Source organism: Emticicia soli, assembly GCF_037860775.1.
GTDB classification, from domain to species: Bacteria; Bacteroidota; Bacteroidia; order Cytophagales; family Spirosomataceae; genus Emticicia; species Emticicia soli.
In genome coordinates, this window is record NZ_JBBEWC010000026.1 from 1 (window position 1) to 14,903 (window position 14,903).

A 14,903-nucleotide genomic window follows, 5' to 3' on the forward strand; every position below is an offset into this window, starting at 1 on the left:
TTCGGGGTCGAAGACTTACAAAGTAGGTAGCACTATTATCGCCAATAATGCTTTGGAAAATTCACAGGTAAATTATCAGGCAGGTAATGCTGTGGTGTTGAACGCAGGTTTTGAGGTGAAAGCCGGAGCGGTATTTAAGGCCGAAATAAAGGCTTGTGCAAATTAATTGGAGATTTAATACTTATAAGGGAGAATCGGCAGTAATTATAAATGCTGATTCTCCCTTTTTTGATGGCAACAATACTATATTTTTAATTATCAATGCTTGGCCAGAGGTTAAAAACTCACCTGCAAAAACGCCCTTGCATTAAATGGTGTGCCGGGTGTGAAATGTATTTCTTCTACTGGCTCGGCCTCGTTGCTCAGGCGACTTTCGGTGGCGAATTGGGTTTCTTTCCAACGGGTATTTAATAAATTCTGAATGTTTAAACCTAAGGTAAATTTGCTTTTGGTATAACTTAACAGAGCGTCAGTCACGAAATAGCCTTTGGCTATTATGCTGGCATCTTCGTTGGCTGGGCGGTCGCCTACAAAACGGTAGCGCAGACTTCCACTAAAACCATGTTTGTTTTTTAATGTTAAACCGCCAATGCTCGTAAATTTTACAGCTAATGGTATGAAGTTCTGTCCTTCAGCTTCGCCAACAGCACGGGGTTTAGCCCAGTTTGCATCAAAATCAGCAAAGAGATTTTTGGTAAGTTGATAACGCACCGATACATCGAAACCACTACGAACTGATTGGCCTGAAGGTTCTACAATTCCGGCATCGCCAACATAGACAAATTCTTGTTGCAACCACAAATACCAGTAAGCGGCATTGATAAGCAATTTCGGGAAAGGTTTCCAGGTTGTACCGAAGTCGGCGCCATAGGCAGGTGGCAGAATATCAAGCCCCTTTTGGGCTACTACCGCACGGGTATCGTTTGAGTGGAAACCCTTACCCAGATTTAGATAAAATTGTAGGCGTGAATTTTGTGTATAATACAAATTCAGCTTTGGCGACACTATTGATGCCTTTGCTTTGCTTTTGGTATTGGCTTGCAGGTGGTCGAGGTATTGGTTATGAAAATAATCGAAACGAACACCTACGGTTGCCGATAGGCGACTGCTTAGCTGGATGTTTTCGTCGGCATAGATGCCTATGTTGGCCTCATTAATATCACCAAGTTTATAGGCTTCAAGCAATTCGCTGCGGTTTTTGGTGTGCGATAGCTCCGAATCGTTTGTTACATCGTGGCGGTAATTTACCCCAATATTAAAAGTCGATTGCTTAGTGCCGATGCCGTGCGCAATTGAGTAGTTGCCATTATAACCCCACAGATTGCGGGCTTCTTTTTGTTTAATCTGGTCGCCATTGATAGGGTCATCAAGAAAAAATGTGAAGTTAGAGAAAAGCTCAAAATTATAGTTGCCATAGAAAAACTGATTTTTCCAGACGTGGTTATGTTTGGTAAGCGTTACAAATTCTGCATTCAGATTGGTTCTGCTGGTTTGCCCGCCCTCGTTGGGGTCAATGGCTCCAAAGAAGCCGATTGTACCATCAGCAACGGCTCTGTCAGGAATCTGCCCCGAGGCATCCCACTTGCTCCAGAAGGTCGACGCCGTAAAATTAAGATTGGTTTTAGTGCTTAAATGTCCATGATATTTACCAAGCAGATTCAGGCGATTGAAGTATTGAGGTGCTTCAAAATAAGCATCCGAATAATTGTATTCTCCGGCTAGATACGCATTCTGGTTATTTTGCTGTGCTTTCTTACCTAAGATATTTGCTCCGCCTACCAGCCGATAAGTGTTAAACTGTCCTGCTTCTGCTTTTACAAAATTCTGGTCTAAAACCGATTTAGTTCTGAAATTCGCCCAACCTGCCGTAGCAAAATTACCCTTGTCGGCATCGTATAAACCCTTTTTAAAATCGACACTTTCAATGAGTTCGGGAATAATAAAATGGGCATCGGCATAACCCTGTCCATGCGCATGAGATACCATGTTAATAGGCATTCCGTCAACAGTTAGCCGAATATCAGTACCGTGGTCAATATCAAAACCACGCAGAAAAATCTGCTCGGCCTTGCCACCTCCGGCGTGCTGGCCTATAACTACTCCGGGAATGAGGCGTAGCACTTCCTGCGAGTTGTTAACATTGCGAAGTTTAATATCCAGACTTGATATTACCTGTTGGTGTTGCGGATTAGCGGCCGATACCCGCACTTCTTCCAGCGAGACCTCGGTGCTGGCGAGTATAAAATTAAGAACCGAGGCTTCGTCGGCTTTTACAATTACCGATTGAGTTTGCCCTACATAACCCATAAAAGATACCTCAACGGTATAAGGCGCAGGCGAGAGGTTGTTGATTTGGAAATACCCTGCGTCGTCAGAAATAGCGCCGCGATTCAGGCCTGTAAGCACAACATTAGCACCACGTATAGGCTGCTTGGTTTTTGCATCGGTAATTTTGCCCACAATAGTACCCAAGTGCGCAAATGCCGTAGAAATTGTTAAAAGTTTTAAGAAAAGTATACGTTTAAATAAATTCATAATATGTTGTTTGCCGTATTAATGTTGATGATTGATGCAAAAATACTATACTTTTCCCGAATCGGGAGAGACTATTTTTGGCAAAAGAAATTTGATTTTGTTTTTGGGGGAAGAAGTTTTATTTTCGGGGAAGAAACCTCACCCCCTAGCCAACAGTGGAGAGGGGGAATTGACAAATTTGTTTTTGGGATTGGTATTTATTTTTTTAACACACCTTTAGGAGCCGGGGGCATGTTGAGGATAGCACTTGCACAAACAAAATCAATAAAAGGCGACATTCAGGCTAATATTGAGAATCATCTGCGCTTAATAAATGAAGCTCTGGCACAAAAAGCTGGTGCAGTGTTCTTTCCTGAGCTTTCGCTGACGGGCTATGAGCCTGAATTGGCGGAATCAATTGCTACTACGCCTGATGATATACGCTTTGCGGTTTTTCAGCAAATGAGTGATGCGCACAATATTACGATTGGTGTAGGTATGCCTATCAGAATGGCTGAGGGTATCACAATTTCGATGCTTGTTTTTCAGCCTAATGAGCCTTTGTTGACCTATGCCAAGCAACAACTCCATGCCGATGAATTGCCTTATTTTATTGAAGGGAATGAGCAAGTAATACTATGGCCCGATACACACAAAATTGCTTTGGCTATCTGTTATGAATCTTTGCAAAGTAACCATATACAAAACGCTCATGCTATGGGCGCAAAGGCGTATCTAGCAAGTGTAGCCAAATCGCAAAAGGGTGTAGCCAAAGCTTATGCACATTACCCAAGCATTGCCCAACAATACCAGATACCCGTGCTGATGGTAAATTGTGTAGGCTATTATGATAATTTTGAAAGTGTAGGTAGCAGTGGCTTTTGGAACGAGAAAGGAGAGTTGGTCGCTGATTTGGATAATAGGGGTGAAGGGGTATTGGTGGTGGAGGTTTGATGTGAAATTTTAATAGATAATAGAATTATCAGTCAGATGCTGCTGCAAAAGAACTTTCAAGTGTTTAGGAATTAATAGAAGTATATCTATTAAATTTCTAGAGCCAGATTAGAAAAAAATAAAACTATGAGAAAAAAATATATAGGTGCTTCTGGAATAAGTAGAAAATTACTTTTGCTATTTGTAATAGCCATTTCTTATGCTCTTTTTAGTATTCTGGATTTTGGGAAAGATTTTACAGGAGTGATTGCGGAATTAATGATTGGCTCTTTTTTTATATTTTACGCAATTCCAGAGTTTTTTCTATTTGATATTTATATTATAGACGAAAGAGTTTTTTATACTAATTTCATATTAAAAAATCAAATAGAGCCCCAAGACTTCATTTCAATAAAAAAGATTCGATTTTTCCCGTTCTTATACAAACTTAGTCTACACAAGCAAAAAGGAATATTGTTTTCTTGTGTTAGTTTTAAGCCATTAATGTTTTCTTTTTTTGAGGATGCTATTGATTTTTCAGAAGATTATGAAAGAAAAATTAGAGAAACTTTTACTAAAAATGAAGATTTTTAGAATTTAAAAACAAAACCCAAACCAACCAAATAAATACCAATTTTCAACATACCACACATACTTTTTGGCGTATTATTGATAATTTATTAGCTTTGATGTGCCGTGCCAAGTGGCATAATTGTACGTGTAAATCCTAATAAAAATCAAAATGAAAGTTATTGCAAAAACGCTCTTACTGATGGTATGCGCTATCACATTTTTTAATGCTAACGCTCAGAAAAACAAAACATTTAAGCCTAAAGAGGTCTACAAATCGAAAGATTTGATTGTAACCCAAATTGCCGAAAATTCTTTTGAACATGTCTCTTTCTTACAAACCAACGATTTTGGAAATGTGCCTTGCAACGGCCTGATTGTAAGAAGCAAAAATGAAACAATTATTTTCGACACCCCAACCAACGACAAAGTTTCGGAAGAGTTAATCAAGTGGATAACAGAATCGTTGCATTGCAAAATAAACGCCATTATTGCCACCCATTTTCATAACGATTGTCTGGGTGGGCTTGCAGCTTTTCATGATAAGGGTATTGCTTCTTATGCCAATGCCAAAACAGTTGAACTCGCCAAAGAAAACAAATACACAGTTCCCCAAAACGCCTTTAATGATTCATTGACGCTAAAAGTGGGCAAGGAGATTATTACTGCCAAGTTTTTTGGTGAAGGGCACACAAGAGATAATGTAGTTGGCTATTTCCCGAGCGAAAACGTGCTATTTGGCGGTTGTCTGATAAAAGAAGTAGATGCTACAAAAGGGTATCTGGGCGATGCTAATGTGGCAGAGTGGTCGAATACGGTTGAAAGAGTTAAAAGTGCTTACCCAAATGTAAAAATAGTGATTCCGGGTCATGGAGACCGTGGAGGCCAGCCATTATTGGATTATACTATTAAGTTGTTTAAGGGGCAGTAAGATAAAATAACTGTTAAAACGGTGGCTTAGTCTGATTTTAAAATAGGTTGCAATCACTTATTTTAGAATTAGGCTGAGCCATCGGTTTTTTAGGAATATATGCAAGTGATAGGGAGTCTCAAAAAGTCTTACTTGTGCCTAACAAGTGTCTGCATTACACATTAAGTAGGGCCAAACACAATTTTCGCCAAGGATAACTTGTTTTAAGAATAAGTCCTTGATATATTTCAGCTTTTAAAAACCTTCCCTATACTATTTTTATGAAACAATTGTTTGTTCTGTTTTTAGTTTTTGCTCTGTCGTCGTGTGGTGATACTGGTATTTTTGCTCCAAATTTAGCCAAAAATGTAGAGGGTGTGTATGAAGTTTATCTGCTTGGCGATGGCGTGAATAACAAAACCATGCCGTCTGACGGTACTTCACTCAAGATAGAACTTACACCTATCGATAAAGCAACTTCTTCTTACCTCATGACCCTGACGCTCCGCAACGATTCGGATATACAAGAGGGTATATTTGAACTGAAAAAATCAGGCGACCAGATTAATCTCCACGAAGATGGTAAAAATATTGGCTTCATTAAAGACAATGAACTTTCTATCGACTACGTAAATGGTAGCGGAGTAAGAAGTGTAATAAAAGCCAAAAAATAAATTCGTGTTTATAGTCAGCTCCTTATCTTCGGGGCTGATTGTTTTATATAATACCCAAAAGGCAACCCTGACCTTTATTAATCAATTACTCTAAACTTATCACCTAACAACAATGAAGCAACTCACTTTATCTGGTTTTCTGCTTGTTTTTCTGTTTTCTATTAGTCTTACCCATGCACAACAAGTGGCTGACATGGAATATAATTTTACCATTAAAGAAACAATGTACGAAGCCGGTAAAGGCTCGGTGCTGGTGTTAGACGAAGCACATTTTAATTACCATACGCTGTCGGGTAGGTATGCGCCTTTTGGGCAATTGCTGTCGAGCGATGGCTATGTGATGCAGCCCGGCACCGAAAGATTTAGTGATGGGTATTTGTCGATGATGAAGATTTTGGTGATTGCCAATGCGATGCCCGATAGTAGTGCCGAATGGAAATTGCCTGCAAAATCGGCATTTGACCAAAAAGAGATTGAGGCCGTAAAAAAATGGGTAGAAGCGGGCGGAAGCCTTCTGCTAATAGCCGACCACATGCCCTTTGCTGGGCAGGCAACGCAGCTTTCGCAGGCTTTTGGTTTTAATTTTATAGATGGTTTTGCTATGCGGAAAGACAAAAAGCCCGAGGTGTTTTCGAGCCAAAGAAATAATCTTAAGCACAGTGTTATTACAAAAGGCAGAAATAAACATGAAGCTGTTGACTCGCTTATGGTTTTTACTGGACAAGGCTTTATTGCGCCTAAAGAGGCAACAGTAATTACACAAATGAACGACGATTACGAGATTCTATTGCCACCAATAGCATGGGCTTTTGGACAGAATACGCCAAGAATGTCGGGGCAGCATTTGGTAAATGGCGCTTATATGAATTATGGCAAAGGCCGATTGGTAGTAATGGGCGAAGCAGCTATGTTTTCGGCGCAATTATCAGGCCCTAAAAAAGTGAAGGTTGGTATGAATCACCTACACGGCAACCAAAATGCTCAGTTTTTGTTGAATATCATTCATTGGCTGGATAGGAAACTGTAAGAAGTGTTAAATAAGGATGCCCGGAATAAGGCAGATTTTTGAAGGATTTATTCAGAAAATAAGTTTTGAATATAATCCTTCAGAGATTAAGAGGTGCTTGCAGATTTTATCTTGAAAAAGTGAATAAAGGGTTCAATCTAAATTCAAAAATTACCGAAACACAGATATATAAGTAACGCTCATATCTGGAAAAGTATTGGTAGTACATTTCAAGTTATGCTCCTGAATAAAACTTATAAAAGTATTCAACTGTGAGGCCAGAACCGTTTCATTAATTAAAACAGCTAAGCTGCTTATTTCTTGATTATCGATTATTTCTTCAGAGTGGATATCGCTTTTTTTTAGTGCTTCTTCAACAGTATGCCTTATATCATTTCTTTGTAAAGCTATGTTCATAATTATCTACCAAATAATAGGTTAGTGCGACAAATGTACAAAATGTTTCGATGATTTCAGATTAATTTTTTTTTAAAAAGAGTTAGACTACCTTTATCTGTAAAGGTTTAATCTGGAATTATTTTTTCTTGAAATATTCTTGATTACTACAAGAGTTGTGCAATAAAGTTGTGTAGAGTTAGTTTTTTTGTGTCTTAACTGTAGAGCAAAAAAAACATAGTATTTATTAATGCTTACTTGGGTTTTGCTGAAAGGTTACAGAAAAGAACAAGAATATAAATCTGTAAGTAAGCGGGAAATCTGCATAGAGAAATGAGAAAGTATGTGATGCAAAATTCGTACAAGCACGTACTTTAATTCGGACTAAAAAAGTACGTACGAACGAGTTAATGTTAAGGAAAAATCAAGAGATGCAAAATTCGTACAAACACGTACTTTAATCGTACTAAAAAAGTACGTACGAACGAGTTAATCTTAAGGATTACTAGGATATTTTATTATATACCTTAGTATATAATGTATATACATATATTAATATATTATATATAAAAAAAATAATAGAATAAGGACTATAGAAACTTACAATTAAGACTCGCACGTTCGTACGTACTTTTTTAGTACGAATTAAAGTACGTGTTTGTACGAATTAAGTAAAGACTCGGACGTTCGTACGTACTTTTTTAGTACGAATTAAAGTACGTGTTTGTACGAATTAAGTAAAGACTCGGACGTTCGTACGTACTTTTTTAGTACGAATTAAAGTACGTGTTTGTACGAATTAAGTAAAGACTCGGACGTTCGTACGTACTTTTTTAGTCCGAATTAAAGTACGTGTTTGTACGAATTAAGTAAAGACTCGAACGTTCGTACGTACTTTTTTAGTCCGAATTAAAGTACGTGTTTGTACGAATTAAGTAAAGACTCGAACGTTCGTACGTACTTTTTTAGTCCGAATTAAAGTACGTGTTTGTACGAATTAGGATTAGATTATTATTAAGATTTTTATAGTCAATATTGGTTCTAACAAGCTTAAAAATTAATGTTCAGGAAGCCTGTTTGGCTTCAAAACCTTCTATATTAGCTTCTTTGCTGGTTTCGGCGTCGGCTAAAACTACTTTGCGGTGTTTTTGTCCCCACATCACAATAGCACCAATCAGTGGGTCAAGCGAGTGCCCATGCTCGGTAAGGCTATAGAGTACACTTGCGGTATCACCCTCACGGTTTACCAACTTATTCATTTCGAGGTATTTGAGCTCTTTAGTAAGAATACGGGGCGTAATTTCGCCTAAATCTCGCTTTAATTCATTAAAACGCTTTGGTTTATCGCAAAGGCTGGCCAAAATAGCTCCACGCCAGCGTCCGCCTATAATATCAATTACATCTTGTACATCACGTAATTGTCCTTGTTTTTGTTTGTTTCTCATGGTAGGCTTAAGTAGTATCCTAAAGTATATCGGTTTTTTGAGCCAATTTAATATAATTTATTTAGCACCGATATACCTTTGCCTAAAACAATTGGATTTGGGTAATGAATATCACGATTATTGGTGCTTCATCGGGTTTAGGCTTAGAAACTGTCAAAAGAGCTTTAGAAAGAAACCATCAGGTAATCACTCTTTCACGCTCCGAAGTGCAATTACCTGAGCACCCTAATCTGATTAAACTAAAAGGTGACGCTACCAAGAAAGAAGATGTTGTGCGGTCGATAAGCGGAACCGATGCCTTGATTGTAACCCTCGGCACAGGACAAAGCCGAAAACCAACTACTTTGTATTCTGATTTTGCCCGCTTGTTGCTAGAGATACACAAAGCCAAAAAATTGAGTATTCCGGTGATTGTGCTTACAGGTTTTGGCGCAGGTAATAGTGCTAAATATAATAGCCTTATTATGCGGATTCTGTTTTGGCTACTACTAAAAGATGTATATGCCGATAAAACCGCAATGGAGGAAACGATAGCAACATCGGGCATGAGATGGGTAATTGCCCGACCGGGTAGGCTAACAGACGGCCCGCTGACCGAAGAATACAGAGTAGAAAACCGTCTGTTTAAAGGGGTAAATATAGGCAGTATCAGCAGGTCAGATGTAGCCGATTATCTGGTACGACAAGCCGAAAACCCGATTGACTTATTCAGGTATCCGGCTTTGTCGGAACAGTAATGAGTGCTTACAACTTCAGGAGTTTAATATTTCTATACCAAACAGTGCTGCCCCAATCTTGCAAACCAATGCGGCCGGTATAAATGCCTTTTCCGATAGGGGCTTTTGCCAGGCCGCTTTTGCCAATTTTTTCTTTCCAGTCTTTTCCGTTCAGGTCGTGTTCTTGTACCGTAAAACCATTCTGAGTTACGGTTAACTTTCCTTTTTTTACAATAATATGAATCTGATTCCATTCTCCTTGCGGATTACTCTCACGCAGGCGGGCATTGGCTACTCCAAAGAAATCGCTCGCTCTATGGGTATTTTCGGCTGTTCCTTCATAAATCTTGTCGTCAATCACCTGTAATTCTAGCCCTGTATTATGCATATTTTTGTACTCGGGTGCTTCTTTCACAAAGAAAAATATACCACTATTGGCAAATTTGCTCACTTTCCATTCAACTTTCAGCTCAAAATCGCCTTTTAGTTCTTCGTCAGTTACAATATCGCCGCCGTTTTTGGCTTTGTTTCCTGCTCTTTCAGGCACGTTTAGTTTAATAGCTCCTTGCTCAATTATCCATGCCGAGCCTACTTCTTTGCCGCCATAAGCATGCCATCCGCTAAGGTCTTTACCGTTGAAAAGTAGCTTCCAGCCTGCTTTCTTTTCGTCGGCCGTAAGGGTATTTTGTGCATAGGTTTGTGTAACTACCAAGCCAAGTAGTAGTAATAAGGTTAATGTACGCATTGTGTCGTAGTAATTTAAAGGTTGAATAAGACAAAGATAGAGTTATTTTTGGATTAGAGGCAATGAGAAAGTGTACAGGTAATTGTAGAAGTGCTAGTGGAAGATTTCCAATCTTAGATTACTATTAAGGTTAATAGCAATCTAAGATAGAGTCATTAAGCATATAATTCACTTGCCTCCGTAACAACTTTGTATTCGATGCCTAAATCTTTGAAAACGGCAAAGTGCTCCTTACCACATTTTATTTTCATTTCTTCAACTCCTCTTAAAAGCTGGCGGTCAATTGTACTTTTTGTTTCAGCCACAAAGTATACTTTTTTGTCATTTTCAAATACAACAGCCCAATCTGGATTGTAACTTCCAAGAGGGGTTGGAATTTTAAACCCATTGGGAAGCTTGAAATAAAATTTTATATTAGAATCTATCTCACAATCTTTAGCAAAAGCGCTTTCTACGTTGCTTTCAATTTGAATATAATTGTATAATGTCTTCTCTAACCTTTCTACGGTAAATAACTTACTTAAGAACTTTTCTACTTCTTTAGTCTCAAATAAACTTAATTCATAGTATGAATTATTAATTTGCTCATATTTGACCTTATCAACCAACAATTTTCTAAGATTGTTTTGTAGGATTTCTACAAAATTGTCCAAAAACATTTGTGGATTTATGGCTAACTCTTCATATCTGTTTGATTGTCTTAAAATTTCAAAAATTGTCGATCGAGTAATATCTACCCGATTTTGTACATAAGCAAATACATCTGGAATAGAATACTGTATTTCATCACTTTTTTTATAAGCTACATCCGCTGCCTTTCCTTGAAGCCCATGTTCGCTATATTTTAATTGGTAAGTATGTGATTCAATTTTAGGCGTTTTAGTGGGTAACATCTTAGTGAAATCTTTCAAGTCTGACACTGTATTTGCTATAAGAGTCTCTGTATTGAGTTGTATACGGTAATAAGTTTTATGATTTATTTTTTCCCATATATCGAAAAACAACGGAAAGTTTTCTCTTGTTAACTCTTTACTCGGTTTTACTTTTCTTTTATCCGCATTTGCATCTGTAAGCCTATTTTTAAAGGAGACACTCGTTTCTATCTGAATTTCTTTCTGTAGAGATTCGGAAAATGAATGAAAAGATTCATTGGCAACAATAGTAAGTATATTTATATTTTTATCTTTTACTCTATTTCCGGTATTATCAACCGACAGTCGTAAACCTCTTCCTATTTCTTGTCTTTTACTTATATCACTTTTAGTGTCTCGGAGCGTACAAATCTGAAAAATATTAGGATTATCCCAACCTTCTCGTAGAGCTGAATGTGAGAAAATAAATCTTAAAGGTTCTTCAAAACTTAGTAGTCGTTCCTTATCTTTCATTATCAGGTTGTAGGTGTCATCGTCTGCCTTGGTGTTTTTTTCTTTTGAATCTACCCATTTTTTTGCTTTATCTTGAGAAAAATACCCATTATGCACTCTAGATGAATGAAGATATGGAATATCGGTTTCGTGTACTTTCGTAGATGAAAAGAATTCTTCGGCGGGAGCATCAACATATAGATTCCCCTCATAGTGATGTCGATATTTTTTAGCATACTTGTCGAATATTTCTTCAAACCATATAGCATAAGGACCTTTTATTGAGTTACCTTCATTGTCGTAGCTTCTGTAATTAGCTACTTTGTCAACAAAAAACAAAGACAACACTTTTACGGCTCCGTTACCACCACTGCCTAGCAATCTGTATCTATGTTCTTTTTCAAAATGATGTTTTACCGTTCGTTCAATCTGAAATTTAACAATCTCATCAGCGATACCACCTTTGATTTGGCCTACCTTTACAATTATACCATTTGAAAATTCAATTTCATTTGCAGTTGCCTTTATACTATTTAGTATGAAACCATCTTTATAAATATCTCGGCCATTAGAAAGCAGACCTAAGTCATCGCCTACCTCTATGTTAAATTCACGTAATTGTACGCCTGACTTCTCTTGTGAATAAATAGCAACTTTGGCCTTTAGGTTAGTTTTACCTATCAAAATACTTTTTAGCTCTACATAAGGGGTATTATAATTATCTTGTGAGGTAATTCCATCTACCTGTATTTGTTTTACTAGACCCAAATCATAGGCTTGAACAGGGTTGAGATTATAAACTAAATTATAAAGATTCCGATGAGTAGCCGAATAACGCAACGCACACAGAGGGTTAAGGTTATACATAGCATTTTTACGTACATCAGTTTCCATGTTTTGTGGTTCATCAACAATTACAATGGGGTTTGTTGATTGTATATATTCTATAGGTTTTATGCCTAACTCCCCCTTTTTATTAATAATATTGGTGTCTTTTGTGAAACTATCAATATTTATTACTAAAATCTGGATGGCGTTTGATGTAGCAAAGTTTCGCAATTCTGTAAGTTTTCCGCTGTCATACACTTTAGCATTAACGGGTGGGTTATTATAAAGTCCCTGAAAATGCTCATGAGTAATGTTTAGATTCTTAAGGACACCTTCTCTAATTGCAACTGATGGTACAACAATAACAAATTTCTTAAAACCATATTCTCTATTCAATTCATAAATTGTACGAAGGTAAGTGTATGTTTTACCTGTGCCGGTTTCCATTTCAATAGTAAAATTTAGATCTATTTGATGATAAGTCTCATCAATTGCCTGAAAAATGCAAGGCTCTAATGCATCAGAGACCGAAATTTCGTTTGCTGTCTGAATAGCCAGGACGTTTTGTAAAATATGCTCTCTACTAAGTATTAATTGATTTCCGATACCTTTTTCGGTATAGCTTATACTGCTTTTTTCCATGGCAAAGCTCAGCTCGAAATTCCCTTTAGCAAGTGGTTGCCCTTTGAATATATCAATAACAGTCTGAATTGCATTAAGCTGGTAGGTTTGTCCTCCATCAAATTGTAGTTTCATTTTAGATTACAGTTAGTTTAATACCAGCGTCTTTAAACTCTAATTGTGTATTGGCCATCAGTTCATCATTATTGTAGAAGAGATTGTTGAGTATAATGGCTTGTAAAGGTTGTAAATTCCTTATTTTTAAACGAGTGTCATTCCCGAACCCTGCTAGGGCTATACAAATTTTGTATTCAGGCAAATAATAGAATTGTCCTTCTCCGGCTTGATGAGTTATTATAGTAGTAGTAAGTGGAAATCCTGACTTTAAAACTAGTTCTATAAGCATATTTTCAAGAGTAGCATTATCAAGGATAGGATTAGTAAATACCTCGAGTTGATTCAGGATTTGACCTTTATCTTTCAAATCTGTTTGCCATTGTCTGAAATTAGAATGTTGTAATTGAAAACTTCGGAAACCAAAATCTTGCTTACTGGAATCAAAATCAGGAGTAATGTTATTAGCGTTTCTTATATTTTCAATCACTTTTTCAATGCGTGCTTTCCCTATATCAGCTATATTTCTATATCCCGCCTGATAGGCTTCACTTTTTTCTTCTAGCTTTTCAGGCATTTGAACACAGATAAACTTCCGATTTCCACCATCTTCTTTATTTAATTCTAAAACAGCATGGGCAGTTGTACAACTACCTGCGAAGAAGTCAAGGATTATATGGTTATCATCTTTATTTGTACTTATTTGTAAAATTCTTTTAATTAAACGAGTTGGTTTAGGGGTATCAAAATAACTTACATCATTGAAAATTTCTCTAATTTCTCTTTTTGCATCTTGATTATCTCCAACTTCAGTTCTTTTCCAAATTGTTAATGGTGTTATTCCATCTTTAACTTCTGATAAAAAACGTTTTAATCTAGGTGTGTTTTCTCCTTTATCACCAAACCAAATTCTATTATCTTTTATTAATTCGGAAAATTTTTCTTTTGATATACGCCAGCAACTTCCTTTAGGAGGGTTGACTATACGACCTGAAGGTGTTATTATTGAATAATCGTAGTATTCTGAATAAGTTTTTACGGACAAATCACCACTAGTCCAGTTTCCTCTTTCATCATTATCTGGGTTTGAATATCGTGCATTTGCTTCATCACTTCTAGGGAGAAGGGACGGTCTCCACATTTCCTTATTTTTGCAATAAATTAAAATAAAGTCATGATTTTCGGATAAATACTTCGAATCATTTTTAGGTGAGAAATTTTTCTCCCAAATTATGTTAGTTATAAAATTCTCTCCTCCAAAAATCTCATCCATCAAGAGTTTAAGATTTGTTTGCTCATTATCATCAATAGAAATAAAAATTACCCCATCTTCTTTTAACAAGTTCTTGGCTAAATAAAGTCGTGGATACATCATTGAAAGCCAAGCGGAATGAAAATGTCCATTTTCTTTTGTGTTTTTCTTTATAAGGTCTTGCTTATTTAAAAAACCACTGTCGTTTGTGATACCTGCTCTCTGGCGGTACTCAGTTTGTCGCTCAGTAAAATCGTCAGGATATACAAATGTGTCATTGCCAGTGTTATATGGCGGATCAATGTATATCATTTTTACTTTTCCATAATATGATTTCTGAAGTATACGTAGTACTTCAAGGTTTTCGCCTTCAATAAAAATATTTTCAGAGTTATTCCAGTTTTCATCTTTGGGGTCGATAGGACTTAATGTTGCATAAGTTTGTTTCTGAATTTCTTTAAAAGCCTCATATTTACCAGCCCATGATATACCGTAACGCTCTTCGGTAGGAGTAGCTACAAAATCACCAAGTATGGCTCTTAATTGTTTAAAGTCAATTTTTGCTTCTTTGAAGACTTCAGGGAATAAGTTTTTAAGTTGCTGAATTTTATCTTCAGCAATATCAAGCGAAAGGCCGTCCATAGCAATTAGGTTATAGAGTATTTAGGGTGTTTTATTAGATATAAGTTAAATTCCTATGCTTGGTACGATTAAGAAGCTGTATAAGTGAGTAATGGGAACGCTATAATTAGAATAAAAATTAGCAAATGAAAGAAGAAACTATTTATCGGTACCTTTTTGTGTCAATATTTTCC

General features: G+C 36.9%; 13 protein-coding genes. 7 read left to right on the forward strand and 6 right to left on the reverse strand.

Going from position 1 to position 14,903, the window contains the following annotated elements:
* A partial coding sequence (locus WAE64_RS24805) for a 3-coathanger stack domain-containing protein (RefSeq protein ID WP_422706514.1) occupies positions 1-166 on the forward strand: 166 nt, incomplete at its 5' end.
* Between the two features lie 110 nt (positions 167-276).
* Here WAE64_RS24805 and WAE64_RS24455 read toward each other — a convergent pair.
* Positions 277-2,535: a TonB-dependent receptor gene (locus tag WAE64_RS24455; RefSeq protein ID WP_340240781.1), complete on the reverse strand. Its 2,259-nt coding sequence runs from the start codon at positions 2,533-2,535 to the stop codon at positions 277-279.
* A 231-nt stretch (positions 2,536-2,766) separates the two neighbouring features.
* On the opposite strand from WAE64_RS24455, the gene WAE64_RS24460 reads away from it, so the two are divergent.
* The 5 genes from WAE64_RS24460 (at position 2,767) to WAE64_RS24480 (ending at position 6,628) form a co-directional block, all read left to right on the forward strand.
* Positions 2,767-3,468, forward strand: coding sequence for a carbon-nitrogen hydrolase family protein (locus WAE64_RS24460; protein ID WP_340240783.1), 702 nt, complete (start codon positions 2,767-2,769; stop codon positions 3,466-3,468).
* Positions 3,469-3,594: 126 nt separating this feature from the next.
* Positions 3,595-4,041 carry a hypothetical protein gene (locus WAE64_RS24465; protein WP_340240785.1) on the forward strand — a complete coding sequence of 149 codons (447 nt, stop codon included), beginning with the start codon at positions 3,595-3,597 and terminating at the stop codon, positions 4,039-4,041.
* A 148-nt stretch (positions 4,042-4,189) separates the two neighbouring features.
* Positions 4,190-4,948 carry a subclass B1 metallo-beta-lactamase gene (bla, locus tag WAE64_RS24470; RefSeq protein WP_340240787.1) on the forward strand — a complete coding sequence of 253 codons (759 nt, stop codon included), beginning with the start codon at positions 4,190-4,192 and terminating at the stop codon, positions 4,946-4,948.
* 260 nt (positions 4,949-5,208) lie between these two features.
* Positions 5,209-5,601, forward strand: coding sequence for a hypothetical protein (locus WAE64_RS24475; RefSeq protein ID WP_340240788.1), 393 nt, complete (start codon positions 5,209-5,211; stop codon positions 5,599-5,601).
* Positions 5,602-5,713: 112 nt separating this feature from the next.
* A complete protein-coding gene (locus WAE64_RS24480) occupies positions 5,714-6,628 on the forward strand; it encodes a hypothetical protein (RefSeq protein WP_340240790.1) in 915 nt (304 codons plus the stop codon).
* A 150-nt stretch (positions 6,629-6,778) separates the two neighbouring features.
* On the opposite strand, the gene WAE64_RS24485 is transcribed toward WAE64_RS24480, so the two are convergent.
* The gene (locus WAE64_RS24485; protein ID WP_340240792.1) at positions 6,779-7,024 is read right to left on the reverse strand and encodes a hypothetical protein; all 246 of its coding nucleotides are present in this window, start codon (positions 7,022-7,024) and stop codon (positions 6,779-6,781) included.
* Between the two features lie 1,043 nt (positions 7,025-8,067).
* Positions 8,068-8,448, reverse strand: a complete 381-nt coding sequence (locus tag WAE64_RS24490) for a winged helix-turn-helix transcriptional regulator (protein WP_340240793.1) — start codon at positions 8,446-8,448, stop codon at positions 8,068-8,070.
* Positions 8,449-8,552: 104 nt separating this feature from the next.
* Between WAE64_RS24490 and WAE64_RS24495 the strand changes: the two genes are divergently transcribed.
* A complete protein-coding gene (locus WAE64_RS24495) occupies positions 8,553-9,185 on the forward strand; it encodes an NAD(P)-dependent oxidoreductase (protein WP_340240795.1) in 633 nt (210 codons plus the stop codon).
* Between the two features lie 7 nt (positions 9,186-9,192).
* Here the strand turns inward: WAE64_RS24495 and WAE64_RS24500 are convergent, their stop codons facing one another.
* From WAE64_RS24500 to WAE64_RS24510, 3 genes are all read right to left on the reverse strand, one after another.
* The gene (locus WAE64_RS24500) at positions 9,193-9,909 is read right to left on the reverse strand and encodes a 3-keto-disaccharide hydrolase (RefSeq protein WP_340240797.1); all 717 of its coding nucleotides are present in this window, start codon (positions 9,907-9,909) and stop codon (positions 9,193-9,195) included.
* 155 nt (positions 9,910-10,064) lie between these two features.
* The gene (locus tag WAE64_RS24505) at positions 10,065-12,857 is read right to left on the reverse strand and encodes a restriction endonuclease (RefSeq protein ID WP_340240799.1); all 2,793 of its coding nucleotides are present in this window, start codon (positions 12,855-12,857) and stop codon (positions 10,065-10,067) included.
* A 1-nt stretch (position 12,858) separates the two neighbouring features.
* The gene (locus WAE64_RS24510) at positions 12,859-14,730 is read right to left on the reverse strand and encodes a site-specific DNA-methyltransferase (RefSeq protein WP_340240803.1); all 1,872 of its coding nucleotides are present in this window, start codon (positions 14,728-14,730) and stop codon (positions 12,859-12,861) included.
* Positions 14,731-14,903: the final 173 nt, after the last annotated feature.

Excerpts from the sequence above, each read along its gene's own strand:
- WAE64_RS24455 (WP_340240781.1), bottom strand. The coding sequence starts at position 2,535 with ATGAATTTATTTAAACGTATACTTTTCTTAAAACTTTTAACAATTTCT.
- WAE64_RS24460 (WP_340240783.1), top strand. The coding sequence starts at position 2,767 with ATGTTGAGGATAGCACTTGCACAAACAAAATCAATAAAAGGCGACATT.
- WAE64_RS24465 (WP_340240785.1), top strand. The coding sequence starts at position 3,595 with ATGAGAAAAAAATATATAGGTGCTTCTGGAATAAGTAGAAAATTACTT.
- bla (WP_340240787.1), top strand. The coding sequence starts at position 4,190 with ATGAAAGTTATTGCAAAAACGCTCTTACTGATGGTATGCGCTATCACA.
- WAE64_RS24475 (WP_340240788.1), top strand. The coding sequence starts at position 5,209 with ATGAAACAATTGTTTGTTCTGTTTTTAGTTTTTGCTCTGTCGTCGTGT.
- WAE64_RS24480 (WP_340240790.1), top strand. The coding sequence starts at position 5,714 with ATGAAGCAACTCACTTTATCTGGTTTTCTGCTTGTTTTTCTGTTTTCT.
- WAE64_RS24485 (WP_340240792.1), bottom strand. The coding sequence starts at position 7,024 with ATGAACATAGCTTTACAAAGAAATGATATAAGGCATACTGTTGAAGAA.
- WAE64_RS24490 (WP_340240793.1), bottom strand. The coding sequence starts at position 8,448 with ATGAGAAACAAACAAAAACAAGGACAATTACGTGATGTACAAGATGTA.
- WAE64_RS24495 (WP_340240795.1), top strand. The coding sequence starts at position 8,553 with ATGAATATCACGATTATTGGTGCTTCATCGGGTTTAGGCTTAGAAACT.
- WAE64_RS24500 (WP_340240797.1), bottom strand. The coding sequence starts at position 9,909 with ATGCGTACATTAACCTTATTACTACTACTTGGCTTGGTAGTTACACAA.
- WAE64_RS24505 (WP_340240799.1), bottom strand. The coding sequence starts at position 12,857 with ATGAAACTACAATTTGATGGAGGACAAACCTACCAGCTTAATGCAATT.
- WAE64_RS24510 (WP_340240803.1), bottom strand. The coding sequence starts at position 14,730 with ATGGACGGCCTTTCGCTTGATATTGCTGAAGATAAAATTCAGCAACTT.